Source organism: Pseudomonas sp. 13159349 (genome assembly GCF_013305685.1).
Classification (GTDB): Bacteria; Pseudomonadota; Gammaproteobacteria; order Pseudomonadales; family Pseudomonadaceae; genus Aquipseudomonas; species Aquipseudomonas asiatica.
In genome coordinates this window covers 216,856-232,422 of record NZ_CP045553.1, presented here as the reverse complement: position 1 = coordinate 232,422, position 15,567 = coordinate 216,856, and the positions used below count along the sequence as shown (strand labels likewise).

Genomic DNA, 15,567 nt, shown 5'->3' with positions numbered 1-15,567 from the left:
TAAAGAATAACCATAGCACGGCTGTCAGAGGCGGTGCGCAATCAGATCAACCCGCCCTGCTCTTCCTCATCGATGAGGTTGTTCAGGCTGCTGAGCGCCTTGCGCGCTGTAGAACGGTTGAGCAGCTTGGCCTGCGCACCGGGGGGCAGGTCGGTGATCTTGAACACACCCTTGGCAGTCAGCACATCGATCAAGTCCTCGAGCACGCGGATCATGTCGAGATCGCTTTGCTTGAGCTGGTTGAGGCTGTTTTCCACGACGTCATCGGCAAACCATTCCTGGATATCGGCATGGTCGGCGGGGAGCATTTCGGTGAACTGGTCAAAAGCGGCTGCTTCGACCCGCTGCAACTGGCCAGCGGCATCGCGTTGCACGTAGAACATGGCGGTGTCCCTCGTCACATTGGTTCCTGGGTGGTAGACAGCAGCATAGGCAAAGATCACCGGGCACGCAGGCCCGGCGCCAGAGTATGCGCTGTCATGGAGTTGCGGGAAAGGCCCAGGCACGCGTCCTGTAGGAGCGGCCTTGTGTCGCGACAGGGCCGCAAAGCGGCCCCACGGTTTCGGCAACAATGCCGGAGACCTGGGGGCTGCTCTGCAGCCCATCGCGACACAAGGCCGCTCCTACAGGGACAGCGCCAGCCTGAAGCCGGTGATGGCGATGGGCTGCAGGGCAGCCCATTGGCGCATCAGCTGTCCTTGTTGTGGACGATGATGGTCGGGTCAGCACCGCTGATCAACGAGTTGATCGTGGTGTTGGACCAGTTCACCCCTTCCAGCTTGATGGTCACGTCGGCATTGGCGATACCACCGGCGGCATTGAGCTTGCCTTCGCTGCTGACCTGCAGCGTCGTCGTGCCTTCCACCGTGGTGAGCTTCAGGTAGTTGTCGATGGTGCTGCCCTTCTCGCCCTGGAGCAGGTCCTTCAGGTCGATGCGGTCGCCTTCGGCCACCTTGAAGTCCTTGATCACGTCATTGCCGGTATCGCCAGCCTTCCATACGAAGGTGTCGGCACCGCTGCCACCGGTCATGGTGTCATCGCCCTTGCCGCCAAGCAGGATGTCATTGCCTTCACCACCGAGCAAAGTGTCCTTGCCCAGGCCACCGATCAGGATGTCATTGCCCTTGCCACCGTCGAGGGTGTCGTCGCCGCCCTGGCCGAACAGGAGGTCATTGCCCGCGCCACCGTTGAGAATGTCATTGCCATCGTTGCTGCGCGAGACATCGAATTCGCTGACGTGCTCGACGATGTACTTGTGCAGCACGCGACCGTCGACATCACCCAGGGCCACACCCAGCTGGCCTGCAACATAGCTCTGTATGGCTTCGACACCGTTGCCGGCGACCGAACCGAAGCTCACCAGGTCACCGAAGATGATGTCGTTGCCATCACCACCGTTGACGGTGTCATTGCCCGGCACGGTGGCTTCGGTGTGGCCCAGGATCGCTTCCGCCAGTTTGCTCGGGTCGATGTTGGTCTGCGGCTTGCTATCGGTGTCGTAAGGCTTCAGGTCGTTGACATTGACCGCGCTGTTCAGGCCGATGGCTTCCACGCCAGACAGGTTGGACAGCAACAGGAAGCTTTGTTGCGAGTTGTAGTCCACATAGTAGTAACCGCTTTCAGCGTAGGAGAACTCAAAGGTGCCATCACCTTGGGCATGCAGCTGTCCAGACGCACCATTGTCGTTGGTCCAGCCCTTTTTGCCCCAGTATTCGGCGGTCATGTTGCCTTTGGCATCGATGCTGAAGCGGTTGTCGCTGCCCACCATCTTGTTGGTGACCACGTCACCCAACTTGTAGCCGATCGACTTGAGCACGGAATCCACCGTTGTGCCGATGTTCCTGAAGGTGCCCTCACGTTCGCCAGCCTGGTACACGTTCGGCTGGCCGTCGGTGATGAAGAACGTCTGGCGGCTGCCGGTGTTGCCCACGTCCATCAATTGCTTGAACCAGTTGGCGGTGGTCTTGAAGGCATCCTCGTAGTTGGTCGAGCCGCTGGAATAGAGCGTATTGAGCGCAGTGTAGAGCGTGCTCAACGCGTTCTTGTCGCCCAGGTTGACCGAAACCGTACTGTTCACCTGGGTGGAGAAGTCCACCAGCAGGATGTTCACTGTACCGGACTGCGCGCCCTTGACGCTGTTGGCCAGCGTATCGAACACCGACTTCAGCGAGTTGCGCGCGGCATCGACCGCGCTGCCCATGCTGCCTGAGGTATCGACGATGAACGCAATGTTGTAGTCCTGACCCGGCGTCACATGCAGGCCACTGATGTCGGCAACGATGATGTCACTGGTGGTGGTGCCGGTGAAACTGTCGCTGTCGGTAGTCAGGTTGCTGGCGGTGTAGCTGTCCGGATAGACAGTTACCTTGATCGTGCCTTCGGTGGAGGCTTTGCTGCCGCCCACGCTTTCGGTAGCGGTCGAGGTGACCTTCACATCGAAACTGCCCTGGTAGTACGCCGGCGGCTTGATGCTCAGGCCGTTGAGGCTCCAGCCGGTGACGTCAACCGACGTGGCGCCGACGGTTACGGTATGACCGGCGCCATCGCTGAGCACCGAACCTGCCGGAATGCCGTCCAGCTTGACGCTCAGGCTCTCGGAGCCGTCGGTGTCGGTCAGGTTGGTGGAAATGCCGACCAGCTTGACGGTGCCGTTCTCCGGCCCTTCGTTGAGCTTGTAGCCGTCGTAGTAGCCCTGGCCGTCACTGCCATGGAAATCGGACACGGAAAGCCCCGCGCTCCCCATCGCCGCAACGTTCGGGTACATCGGGATGGCCGAGCTGCTCAGGTCGGTCACCGGGCCGTTACCGACCTTGACGTTGATATCCAGGCTGCCCGGGCCGGACTGGTTGGCGTGGTAGATCTCCAAGGTGTAGTAGCCGCTGACAGGCGGCGAGAAGCTGCCGGAGATCGTACCGCCCGCCCCCCAGGTGGCGCCGACCACGCTGGTTTTGCCGATATAGACCTGCAAGCTGTCATCGGCGGTGCCGCTGAAGGTGTAGGTCTGGCCGGCTTCCAGGTAGATCAGGCCGGAGGTCTTGGAGCCCGTACCGGCGGCAACGCTGCCGCCCGAATCGGCGCTGGTAACCTGCTCGGTCTTGCTGGCACTGCCAGAGTTGGCGAACACGTTCTTCAGCGCAGTACCGCTGATGCCGTTGCCGTTGGTGCCCAGGCCCGTGAGGCTGTTCCAGGTTTCCTTGGTCAGGCCAAGCGATTCGGGAGTGTTGCTGCCGATGTTCAGGCCAGGCTTGTCGGCTACAGGTGCAATATCGACCTTCAGCGTGGCCTCGCCACCAGCAGCGGTACCGTCGGTAGGCTTGTACTTGATCTGGGCATAGTCGGCCTGCTTGTTGCCGACGCCCGTTCCGCCATATCCGTCGATACCCGACTCGTTGGATTTTGGCACGAACCGCAGGTTGCCGGCAGCGATGTCAGCCTGGCTGACGGTCTGGTTCTGGGCGACGTTGACCCAGGCGGTGCCGTTGAAGAGCTGCAGGGAACCCGCTGGCAGCTGGGTGAAGGTCACACCCAGGCTCGACAGGGCGCTGTCGACGTCGGAAATGTTGAAGTCGTTCCAGGTCAGCACCAGCGGCGTGTCTTCGACGCCAGTGACGGCGCCGCCAGTGGCGACCGGTGCGTCGTTGACAGCGATCACATTCACCGTGGTCGTGGCGGTGTTCGAGGTATTAACGCCGTCGGTCACCGTCACGGTGATGATGCGAGGCGTGGTGCTCGGGTTCTCGCTGCTGTTGATGAAGGTGATGTTCTTGATCGCCTGGATATAGTCGGCCAGCGACGCAGCGCCGCTCAGGGTCAGGACTACCTTGCCGTCTGTGCTGTTGGCGTTGATCGTGATGCCGTTGACACTGTTGCCTAGGTTCAGCGCATCACCCGGCTGGCGGTTGGTCAGGGTGACCGTCGCGCCCGTCAGCTGCGAGCTGTCGAAGTCGGTGATAGTGACGTCCACATCGCCGATCGACACACCACTGCCTGGCTGGTTCTCGGTGAAGGTGGTCTGGTAGTCGGCTCCGGTCTTGCCGCTGGAGTCGTTGCCATCCAGGTCCAGAACCGGAGCTGGCTCGAATATCTGGGTGGTCACGCTGCCGGCGCTGGAGCTGATGTCGAGCTTCTCGAAGTTACCGCCAGTGGCCGAATCGATCTTGACCGTGAAGTGCTCGGTACCCTCGGTGGCGTTGTCCTTGAAGGTCGGGACGGTGAACGTTGCCTGCGAGCTGTTGGCCTTGATCACTACGGTAGCCACGCCGGTGTAGTCCGTGCCATCGGCCGCGGTGCCGGTGTAGGTCAGTTTGACGGTGACGTCGGTCTCGGCCTTGTTGGTCAGGTTCAGGACGTACGTGGCATTACCACCTTCGGCGACCGCGGCGGTGCCGCTGATGCTCAGGGTGGTGGTCTGGATGGTATCCGTGACCGCAGTGACCGCCGCCGTATCGCTGACGTTCAATTTCTCGAAGTTGCCACCGCTGGTTTCGGTGATCTTCGCCGAAACGTTGCCTGCATCGATATAGACGTCATCGGCTGGCGCCGGAACGGTCACGGAGCCGGAGAGCTTGCCCGCATCGATGCTGATCACAGCGCCGTTGCTCAGCTTGATGGTCATGTCGGTGCCAGCCTTGTTGGTCAGGGTGGCGGTGTAGGTGATCTGGCCACCTTCTGCGACGGTTGGCGTGGCGCTGAGGCTAAGGCCAGTGTGGTCGATGGTGTCGCTGACCTTGGTTACCGCATAGGCTCCACTGGTAGCCAGTAGCTCGAAGTCGCCGCCAGTGGTGCCATCGATCTTGGCCTGAACGGTACCGGCATCAATGTACACATCGTCGCTCGGCGCATCGATGGTGATCGAACCTTCTTTCTGACCCGCCGCGATGGTGATGGTCTCGCCGTTGCTCAGCTTGACGTTCAGCGCGGTACCCGCCGGGTTGGACAACGTTGCGGTGTAAGTGATCTTGCCGCCTTCGGCCACGGTATCTGTCGCAGTCAGCGTGAGCGTGGTGACGTCCGGGGTCGCCGGGTTGTCGGTGACAGTGGTCACTGGCTCGCCAACGGCCACGGTCTTCTCGTAGTTACCACCCGAGATGTCGGTGATCTTGTTGGTCAGGTCCAGGTTGGTGTTATGGACGTTGTTCGGCGCGGTGAACGGCACCGACGCCGACGACTCGCCCACCGGAATGGTGATGGTCTGGCCGTTGGCCAGTTTTACCACCAGGTCCGAACCGGTAACTTTGTGATTGACCGATGCGGTGTAGGTCACCACACCACCTTCAGCGACGGTCGAGGTCGCGGTCAGGGTCACGGTAGTGGTGTCGATGGTATCGGTGACCTTGGTCACAGCCGCCTTGCTGCTGACGTCCAGCTTCTCGAAATCACCACCGGTGGTACCGGTAACGGTCACGCTCAGGTCTTCGGCATCGATATACACATCGTCGCTCGGCGCGTCGATGGTGATCGAGGCTTCCTTCGAACCGGCGGCGATGGTGATGGCTTCGCCGTTGCTCAGCTTGACGGTCAGCGCAGTACCCGCCGGGTTGGACAACGTTGCGGTGTAGGTGATCTTGCCGCCTTCGGCCACGGTATCTGTCGCAGTCAGCGTGAGCGTGGTGACGTCCGGGGTCGCCGGGTTGTCGGCGACAGTAGTCACTGGCTCGCCAACGGCCACGGTCTTCTCGTAGTTACCACCCGAGATGTCGGTGATCTTGTTGGTCAGGTCCAGGTTGGTGTTATGGACGTTGTTCGGCGCGGTGAACGGCACCGACGCCGACGACTCGCCCACCGGAATGGTGATGGTCTGGCCGTTGGCCAGTTTTACCACCAGGTCCGAACCGGTAACTTTGTGATTGACCGATGCGGTGTAGGTCACCACACCACCTTCAGCGACGGTCGAGGTCGCGGTCAGGGTCACGGTAGTGGTGTCGATGGTATCGGTGACCTTGGTCACAGCCGCAGTGCTGCTGACGTCCAGCTTCTCGAAGTCACCACCGGTGGTACCGGTAACGGTCACGCTCAGGTCTTCGGCATCGACATACACATCGTCGCTCGGCGCGTCGATGGTGATCGAGGCTTCCTTCGAACCGGCGGCGATGGTGATGGCTTCGCCGTTGCTCAGCTTGACGGTCAGCGCAGTACCCGCCGGGTTGGACAACGTTGCGGTGTAGGTGATCTTGCCGCCTTCGGCCACGGTATCCGTCGCGGTCAGCGTGAGTGTGGTCACGTCCGGAGTCGCCGGATTATCGGTGACAGAGGTCACTGGCTCGCCAACGGCCACGGTCTTCTCGTAGTTACCACCCGAGATGTCGGTGATCTTGTTGGTCAGGTCCAGGTTGGTGTTATGGACGTTGTTCGGCGCGGTGAACGGCACCGACGCCGACGACTCGCCCACCGGAATGGTGATGGTCTGGCCGTTGGCCAGTTTTACCACCAGGTCCGAACCGGTAACTTTGTGATTGACCGATGCGGTGTAGGTCACCACACCACCTTCAGCGACGGTCGAGGTCGCGGTCAGGGTCACGGTAGTGGTGTCGATGGTATCGGTGACCTTGGTCACAGCCGCAGTGCTGCTGACGTCCAGCTTCTCGAAGTCGCCGCCGTTGGTGCTATCGATATTGGCCTGAACGGTACCCGCATCGATGTACACATCGTCGCTCGGCGCGTCGATGGTGATCGAACCTTCTTTCTGACCCGCCGCGATGGTGATGGTCTCGCCGTTGCTCAGCTTGACGGTCAGCGCAGTACCCGCCGGGTTGGACAGCGTTGCGGTGTAGGTGATCTTGCCGCCTTCGGCCACGGTATCTGTCGCGGTCAGCGTGAGTGTGGTGACGTCCGGGGTCGCCGGGTTGTCGGTGACAGTGGTCACTGGCTCGCCAACAGCCACGGTCTTCTCGTAGTTACCACCCGAGATGTCGGTGATCTTGTTGGTCAGGTCCAGGTTGGTGTTATGGACGTTGTTCGGCGCGGTGAACGGCACCGACGCCGACGACTCGCCCACCGGAATGGTGATGGTCTGGCCGTTGGCCAGTTTTACCACCAGGTCCGAACCGGTAACTTTGTGATTGACCGATGCGGTGTAGGTCACCACACCACCTTCAGCGACGGTCGAGGTCGCGGTCAGGGTCACGGTAGTGGTGTCGATGGTATCGGTGACCTTGGTCACGGCTGCGCCGCTGTTTACATTCAGCTTCTCGAAGTCACCACCCGTGGTTTCGGTCACTTTGACCTGCAGTACTTCAGCATCAATGTAGACATCATCGCCTGGGGCGTCGACGATGACCGAAGCCTCCTTCGAGCCGGCGGCAATGGTGATGGTTTCACCGTTGCTCAGCTTGATCACCAGATCGGTGCCGGCCTTGTTGGTCAAGGTCGCGGTATAAGTGATCTTGCCACCCTCGGCAACCGTCGGTGTCGCGCTCAGGGTAAGGTGGGTAATGTCCTTGGTGCCTGGTCCGTCGGTCACGGTCGTCACCGGCTCGCCAACGGCTACGGTCTTCTCGTAATTGCCGCCCGAGATGTCGGTGATCTTGTTGGTCAGGTCCAGATTAGTGTTGTAGGCATTGTCTGGCGCGGTGAAGGGCACCGACGCCGACGACTCACCCACCGGAATGGTAATGGTCTGACCGTTGGCCAATTTCACCACCAGGTCAGAACCGGTGACCTTGTGGTTGACCGACGCGGTGTAGGTCACCACACCACCCTCGACCACGCTTTGCGTGGCCGTCAAGGTCACGGTGGTAGTGTCGATGGTATCGGTGACTTTGGTCACGGCCGCCTTGCTGCTGACATCCAGCTTCTCGAAATTGCCACCCGTGGCATCGGTGATGGTCACGCTGAGGTCTTTGGCATCGATGTACACATCGTCCCCTGGGGCGTCGACGATGATCGAAGCTTCCTTCTGGCCTGCCGCGATGGTAATGGTTTCGCCGTTGCTCAGTTTGATGACCAAGTCAGTGCCGGCCTTGTTGGTCAAGGTGGCGGTGTAGGTGATCGTGCCACCTTCGGCCACTGTCGGTGTGGCAGAAAGCGTCAGGCAGGTAATATCCTCTGAGCCTGGGCCATCAGTAACCGTTGTGCTGACTTCCGATTTGTCCAGGGTCAGCTTTTCAAACTTCCAGGCATCTGCACCGCTGACCGAGTCGATCGCATTCACTACAGGCTGAGCACCTACATAGACATCATTAGGCGCGGTAACGGTGATCGAGCCGGTGTTGCTGTTGGCCGGCACCACAACTACGGTCTTGCCGTCGCTGAGGGTGAAGTACAGCGGCGAGTGGTTGTTGATCGGCAGGCCGTCTTGGCTGGTCAGCGTGACGGTATAGGTAATTTCGCCACCCTCGGTGACGGAATCGGTAGCCGTCAGCTTGGCCACTACTTCGTTGATGGTGTCAGTCACTCCCACCGACGCGGCTCCGCCAAATTGCAGATTCTCGAAGGTGCTGCCTGCGGTATCGGTCGCCGACTTGAGGCCGACACTGATAGTGCCGGCGTCTTGGTAAACGTCGTCGCCCTGTACGGCATGGGTGTACTGCGCACTGGTTTCTCCCGCCTTGATCGTGACTTGGGCATCGTTGCTCAAGGTCACGACAAGATCGTGCGCCAGCACGGTGTTGACCTTCACGGTAAAGGTCGGGTTCTGGTTCTCGAGGACCGATACCTGGTCGGCCTCGATGCTAACCCACACAAGGTCACCACCAGAGCCTGGGGTGCCGGATTCATCAGTCACGGTGGTAGTGACCTCGGTTTTGTCCAAGGTCAGTTTCTCGAACTTCCATACATCAGCACCGCTGACCGAATCGATCGCATTGACTACCGGTGGATTGGCGCCCATGTAGACGTTGTCCGGCGCGGCAACGGTTATCGAACCGGTTGTACTGTTGGCCGGTACCTCAATAACGGTCTTGCCATCGCTGAGAGTGAAATACAGCGGCGATTGGATGTTGAGCGGCAGTCCATCCTTGCTGGTCAGCGTGACGGTGTAGGTAATTTCGCCACCTTCGGTTACGGACTCAGTAGCGGTCAGTTTGGCGACGACTTCACTGATGGTGTCCGAGATCTCAACGGTAGCCGGGCCTCCGAACGCCAGCTTCTCGAAGGTGGCACCCGAGACGGTGGCATCTGTCACGCTGAGCGTGACGGAGCCGGCATCCTGGATGACATCATCGCCTTGGGCTGCGGTCTTGTATTCCACTTCGGTCTTGCCGGCCTCAATGGTCACGGTATCGCCGTTCGACAGAGTAACTGTCAACGGACGGTCCAGTGCCTGGCTTACCTTCACAGTAAAGGACGGCTGCTGGTCCTCTGTCACGTTGCCATTACTGACGATGCTTACGGTGACGGTATCGATACTGTCATTGATGACAGTCGATGCAGGCGTCGGGTCTGGCGTCAGCTGCTCGAAGTTGCCGCCGGTCGCACCGGTAATCGTGGTGCTGACAGTCGAACCGTTGTTATAGACGTCGTTGGCCGGGGTTTCGAAGTCGACGCTGCCCTGGGTCTTGCCGGCTTCCACGGTGATGGTCTGGCCGTTGGACAGGGTCACGGTCACCGGGGTCTGAGCCGGGTTGCTCAGGGTTACGGTGTAGGTGATCACCCCGCCTTCGGTCACCGACGGAGTGGCCGTCAGGGTCGCAGTGGTGGTGTCGACCGAGTCGTTGATCGTGGTCTGCGCCGGGGTTGGGTTCGGCGTCAGCTGTTCGAAGTTGCCGCCGGTGGCGCTTTCGATGGTCACGCTAACGGTCGAGCCGTTGTTGTAGACGTCGTTGGCCGGGGTTTCGAAGTCGACGCTGCCCTGGGTCTTGCCGGCTTCCACGGTGATGGTCTGACCGTTGGACAGGGTCACGGTCACCGGGGTCTGAGCCGGGTTGCTCAGGGTCACGGTGTAGGTGATCACCCCGCCTTCGGTCACCGACGGGGTCGCCGTCAGGGTCGCGGTGGTGTTATCGACCGAGTCGTTGATCGTGGTCTGCGCCGGGGTCGGGTTCGGCGTCAGCTGTTCGAAGTTGCCACCGGTCGCACCGGTAATCGTGGTGCTGACAGTCGAGCCGTTGTTGTAGACGTCGTTGGCCGGGGTTTCGAAGTCGACGCTGCCCTGGGTCTTGCCGGCTTCCACGGTGATGGTCTGGCCATTGGACAGGGTCACGGTCACCGGGGTCTGGGCCGGGTTGCTCAGGGTTACGGTGTAGGTGATCACCCCGCCTTCGGTCACCGACGGAGTGGCCGTCAGGGTCGCGGTGGTGTTATCGACCGAGTCGTTGATCGTGGTCTGCGCCGGGGTCGGGTTCGGCGTCAGCTGTTCGAAGTTGCCGCCGGTCGCACCGGTAATCGTGGTGCTGACAGTCGAGCCGTTGTTATAGACGTCGTTCGCCGGGGTTTCGAAATCGACGCTGCCCTGGGTCTTGCCGGCTTCCACGGTGATGGTCTGGCCGTTGGACAGGGTCACGGTCACCGGGGTCTGAGCCGGGTTGCTCAGGGTCACGGTGTAGGTGATCACCCCGCCTTCGGTCACCGACGGGGTCGCCGTCAGGGTCGCGGTGGTGTTATCGACCGAGTCGTTGATCGTGGTCTGGGCCGGGGTCGGGTTCGGCGTCAGTTGCTCGAAGTTGCCGCCGGTGGCGCTCTCGATGGTCACGCTAACGGTCGAGCCGTTGTTGTAGACGTCATTGGCCGGGGTTTCGAAGTCGACGCTGCCCTGGGTCTTGCCGGCTTCCACGGTGATGGTCTGGCCATTGGACAGGGTCACGGTCACCGGAGTCTGAGCCGGGTTGCTCAGGGTCACGGTGTAGGTGATCACCCCGCCTTCGGTCACCGACGGGGTCGCCGTCAGGGTCGCGGTGGTGTTATCGACCGAGTCGTTGATCGTGGTCTGCGCCGGGGTCGGGTTCGGCGTCAGCTGTTCGAAGTTGCCGCCGGTGGCGCTCTCGATGGTCACGCTAACGGTCGAGCCGTTGTTGTAGACGTCATTGGCCGGGGTTTCGAAGTCGACGCTGCCCTGGGTCTTGCCAGCTTCCACGGTGATGGTCTGGCCGTTGGACAGAATCACGGTCACCGGGGTCTGAGCCGGGTTGCTCAGGGTTACGGTGTAGGTGATCACCCCGCCTTCGGTCACCGACGGAGTGGCCGTCAGGGTCGCAGTGGTGGTGTCGACCGAGTCGTTGATCGTGGTCTGGGCCGGGGCCGGGTTCGGCGTCAGCTGTTCGAAGTTGCCGCCGGTGGCGCTTTCGATGGTCACGCTAACGGTCGAGCCGTTGTTGTAGACGTCATTGGCCGGGGTTTCGAAGTCGACGCTGCCCTGGGTCTTGCCGGCTTCCACGGTGATGGTCTGGCCATTGGACAGGGTCACGGTCACCGGAGTCTGAGCCGGGTTGCTCAGGGTCACGGTGTAGGTGATCACGCCGCCTTCGGTCACCGACGGAGTGGCCGTCAGGGTCGCGGTGGTGTTATCGACCGAGTCGTTGATCGTGGTCTGCGCCGGGGTCGGGTTCGGCGTCAGCTGTTCGAAGTTGCCGCCGGTGGCGCTTTCGATGGTCACGCTAACGGTCGAGCCGTTGTTATAGACGTCGTTCGCCGGGGTTTCGAAGTCGACGCTGCCCTGGGTCTTGCCGGCTTCCACGGTGATGGTCTGGCCATTGGACAGGGTCACGGTCACCGGAGTCTGAGCCGGGTTGCTCAGGGTTACGGTGTAGGTGATCACCCCGCCTTCGGTCACCGACGGAGTGGCCGTCAGGGTCGCAGTGGTGGTGTCGACCGAGTCGTTGATCGTGGTCTGGGCCGGGGCCGGGTTCGGCGTCAGCTGTTCGAAGTTGCCGCCGGTGGCGCTCTCGATGGTCACGCTAACGGTCGAGCCGTTGTTATAGACGTCATTGGCCGGGGTTTCGAAGTCGACGCTGCCCTGGGTCTTGCCGGCTTCCACGGTGATGGTCTGGCCATTGGACAGGGTCACGGTCACCGGAGTCTGAGCCGGGTTGCTCAGGGTCACGGTGTAGGTGATCACCCCGCCTTCGGTCACCGACGGAGTGGCCGTCAGGGTCGCAGTGGTGGTGTCGACCGAGTCGTTGATCGTGGTCTGGGCCGGGGTCGGGTTCGGCGTCAGCTGTTCGAAGTTGCCGCCGGTGGCGCTTTCGATGGTCACGCTAACGGTCGAGCCGTTGTTGTAGACGTCGTTCGCCGGGGTCTCGAAGTCAACACTGCCCTGGGTCTTGCCGGCTTCAACGGTGATGGTCTGGCCGTTGGACAGGGTCACGGTCACCGGGGTCTGAGCCGGGTTGCTCAGGGTCACGGTGTAGGTGATCACCCCGCCTTCGGTCACCGACGGGGTCGCCGTCAGGGTCGCGGTGGTGTTATCGACCGAGTCGTTGATCGTGGTCTGCGCCGGGGTCGGGTTCGGCGTCAGCTGTTCGAAGTTGCCACCGGTCGCACCGGTAATCGTGGTGCTGACAGTCGAGCCGTTGTTGTAGACGTCGTTGGCCGGGGTTTCGAAGTCGACGCTGCCCTGGGTCTTGCCGGCTTCCACGGTGATGGTCTGGCCATTGGACAGGGTCACGGTCACCGGGGTCTGGGCCGGGTTGCTCAGGGTCACGGTGTAGGTGATCACCCCGCCTTCGGTCACCGACGGAGTGGCCGTCAGGGTCGCAGTGGTGGTGTCGACCGAGTCGTTGATCGTGGTCTGGGCCGGGGCCGGGTTCGGCGTCAGCTGTTCGAAGTTGCCGCCGGTGGCGCTTTCGATGGTCACGCTAACGGTCGAGCCGTTGTTGTAGACGTCATTGGCCGGGGTTTCGAAGTCGACGCTGCCCTGGGTCTTGCCAGCTTCCACGGTGATGGTCTGGCCGTTGGACAGAATCACGGTCACCGGGGTCTGAGCCGGGTTGCTCAGGGTTACGGTGTAGGTGATCACCCCGCCTTCGGTCACCGACGGAGTGGCCGTCAGGGTCGCAGTGGTGGTGTCGACCGAGTCGTTGATCGTGGTCTGGGCCGGGGTCGGGTTCGGCGTCAGCTGTTCGAAGTTGCCACCGGTCGCATCGGTGATCGTGGTGCTGACGGTCGAACCGTTGTTATAGACGTCGTTGGCCGGGGTCTCGAAGTCGACGCTGCCCTGGGTCTTGCCAGCTTCCACGGTGATGGTCTGGCCATTGGACAGGGTCACGGTCACCGGAGTCTGGGCCGGGTTGCTCAGGGTCACGGTGTAGGTGATCACCCCGCCTTCGGTCACCGACGGAGTGGCCGTCAGGGTCGCAGTGGTGGTGTCGACCGAGTCGTTGATCGTGGTCTGGGCCGGGGTCGGGTTCGGCGTCAGCTGTTCGAAGTTGCCGCCGGTGGCGCTTTCGATGGTCACGCTAACGGTCGAGCCGTTGTTGTAGACGTCGTTCGCCGGGGTCTCGAAGTCAACACTGCCCTGGGTCTTGCCGGCTTCAACGGTGATGGTCTGGCCGTTGGACAGGGTCACGGTCACCGGGGTCTGAGCCGGGTTGCTCAGGGTTACGGTGTAGGTGATCACCCCGCCTTCGGTCACCGACGGAGTGGCCGTCAGGGTCGCGGTGGTGGTGTCGACCGAGTCGTTGATCGTGGTCTGCGCCGGGGTCGGGTTCGGCGTCAGCTGTTCGAAGTTGCCACCGGTCGCACCGGTAATCGTGGTGCTGACAGTCGAGCCGTTGTTGTAGACGTCGTTGACCGGGGTTTCGAAGTCGACGCTGCCCTGGGTCTTGCCAGCTTCCACGGTGATGGTCTGGCCGTTGGACAGGGTCACGGTCACCGGGGTCTGAGCCGGGTTGCTCAGGGTTACGGTGTAGGTGATCACCCCGCCTTCGGTCACCGACGGAGTGGCCGTCAGGGTCGCAGTGGTGGTGTCGACCGAGTCGTTGATCGTGGTCTGCGCCGGGGTCGGGTTCGGCGTCAGCTGTTCGAAGTTGCCACCGGTCGCACCGGTAATCGTGGTGCTGACAGTCGAGCCGTTGTTGTAGACGTCGTTGACCGGGGTTTCGAAGTCGACGCTGCCCTGGGTCTTGCCGGCTTCAACGGTGATGGTCTGGCCGTTGGACAGGGTCACGGTCACCGGGGTCTGAGCCGGGTTGCTCAGGGTTACGGTGTAGGTGATCACCCCGCCTTCGGTGACGCTTGGCGAAGCGGTCAGGGTCGCGGTGGTGGTGTCGACGGTATCGGTAACCTGAGTAACCGCTGGTGTTTGCGGCACAGTCACTATCAGCCCGCCGCCCCCGGTGGTGCCCGTTACGGTCGCCGAAATCTGGCCGCCGTCGATATACGGGGTATCGTTCGCGGGGACCACGACGTTTACGCTCCCAGTGGTCTGCCCGGCCGGAATGACAATCACGGCACCGTTGGACAGGGTGACCACCAGGTTTGTGGTCGGCGCCTGGCCAACCGTAGCGGTATAAACGATTACGCCACCCGCTTCACTGATGGAAGAGGTAGCGCCCAGAACCAGGTCGGTAGCAACATTGGTATCGGTCGTCGGAGTAGTCACCTGGTTGTTGCTGGTGGCATCCAGCTGGCCAACCTCTTCGCCATCGAGCACGGCAGCAAAGCCCAGCCCATCAGTCGGAAAGCCGACGGTAGGGTCGACCCGGCCTGCGGTTTCTTCGAGCATGACAAAGCTGTGGCCACCGCCAAGTGCACCACCACCGCCCGCCGACGACGGGCCAGCCGCAGTTGCTTCAAGCTCGGTAGTCGGGTCGACACCGGCGGCGATCGCCTGTTGCAGCTCTTCCACTGACGGCGCGGCCTGCGCGGTAGCCTGACTCAGGTCGGTGCTGCTGTCAGGCGCATCAGCGCTCCACTGGCTGTCTCGACCCAGGTCAAGCAAACGGCCGTCGGCCAGCTCCAAAGTAACTGCACCGCCTGGGCCGGTGAGCACTTCTTCACCAGCCAGCAGGCGGTCCCCTTCGATCAGAACACGCCGAATGCCCTCTGGGGATACCGCAATAACCTGGCCAACAAGACTTTTGACGATGGCTACAACGCTGCTCATTGGACTCTCCGTGTGACCCGATAGGTACTTCCCTGCCAGAGCGGCACTCGCAGACCACTTCAGGCGGAAATATGTTGATGATCTTTCGACGCTTACCGGCGTCAATATTCCGTCTATAACTTATTGAAATTTACCAAATGCCAAACTATTGACCTGCATTCTGCCATCCTAAACAATCGCCAATGTAATGTCACATTGATATTCGCATATTAACCATGTGCTTTCTGGGGACAAGTGTCATACATCACCTAAAGCGCGCGCAACGCGACATTCAGAGCATCTTTCTCGGCGCTTAGGTGATGGTATCGGATGGGTCAGGACACCCTTTCATCGGCAATTGTCAAAATTCGAGCGTCAATTTACAAATCACCTTCAGCTCGCTCAAACAATAGCTTTGTCAGAAGCACAAACCTTGCCTAAAGGGGGCCCGGCGGTGACTGGAGGCCGCGCAGAACCTGGGCCTTGTGACAGTTCGCGACTCTCGGTAGCCAGTACAGTTGCACAATAAGGGTGCCAATTTGCCGCAGATCAAAGAGATAGCGAACCACAGCGTAAATACTGCCAGCCCTAATACGAGAAAGCGTCACCGT

Annotated in this window: 2 protein-coding genes; both read right to left on the bottom strand. The window is 61.2% G+C overall.

Going from position 1 to position 15,567, the window contains the following annotated elements:
* Nucleotides 1-41: 41 nt before the first annotated feature.
* Nucleotides 42-383, bottom strand: a complete 342-nt coding sequence (locus tag GEV38_RS01000) for a hypothetical protein (RefSeq protein WP_015268518.1) — start codon at nucleotides 381-383, stop codon at nucleotides 42-44.
* 305 nt (nucleotides 384-688) lie between these two features.
* On the bottom strand, nucleotides 689-14,977 hold the full coding sequence (locus GEV38_RS00995) for a retention module-containing protein (protein ID WP_173895537.1): 14,289 nt from the start codon (nucleotides 14,975-14,977) through the stop codon (nucleotides 689-691).
* Nucleotides 14,978-15,567: the final 590 nt, after the last annotated feature.